A 703-nucleotide genomic window follows, 5' to 3' on the forward strand; every position below is an offset into this window, starting at 1 on the left:
ATCCAAGCCGATTAAATACATCTGCTAATACTGGATTTCTTCGAGTGGATGGTACCGTTACGGGATCTCTTTCTTGGATGTTAGAGCCATCTGGCATGCCACCTGGAGAATAAATTTCCAAACGATCATCATAAATATCAATGTGAACTTCACTTCCATTAATCAAATAATCTCTATGTGCTATCGCGTTGACTAATGCTTCGTGGTAACTACGTTCAACATATTCTGGCATTTCTTCTCTAGAATTTGCTGTCTTTTTCCACATCATTTTGGCATTTCTTTTAATGAAGGCTTCACCATTGTCTATTAAAGAAATAACACTGCCTTCATATTCAGCATCATCTAATGCATCGAAAGTACCTCCGCTTTTATTCAACCCATTCCAACGTGTACAAAAGATTCTTGAATAGCGAATTGGACTTTCATCCGCAATTAAAGCACCTGCATTTGTAAGATAACCATCTTCGGTTGCTAGTCCAAATGAAACGAGATCTTTTTCGTCAAAACTATTGCCTGTCCATTTTTTATATCTTTCTCTGAGTTTAGAAAAGGCATAATCGTCAACTTTATACATTGAATTTTGAGAATCAAATGTTGTGTTACGCCCTCTTAAAACAAGGCGTTTTAATTCGATAGGAGACGCTTTTGCACTTTCATTACCAATACGAACATAAGCTTCAAGTAATCCGTCTCCTGAATAATA

At 36.6% G+C, this 703-nt stretch carries 1 protein-coding gene; it reads right to left on the reverse strand.

The genetic code is table 11. From position 1 onward, the window contains the following. The coding region (locus tag NE544_RS12055; protein WP_305145747.1) for an ATP-binding protein at window positions 1–703 on the reverse strand (703 nt) is incomplete at both ends.

It is taken from the genome of Holdemanella sp. MSK.7.32 (assembly GCF_024460475.1).
In the GTDB taxonomy this organism is placed as follows: Bacteria; Bacillota_I; Bacilli_A; order Erysipelotrichales; family Erysipelotrichaceae; genus Holdemanella.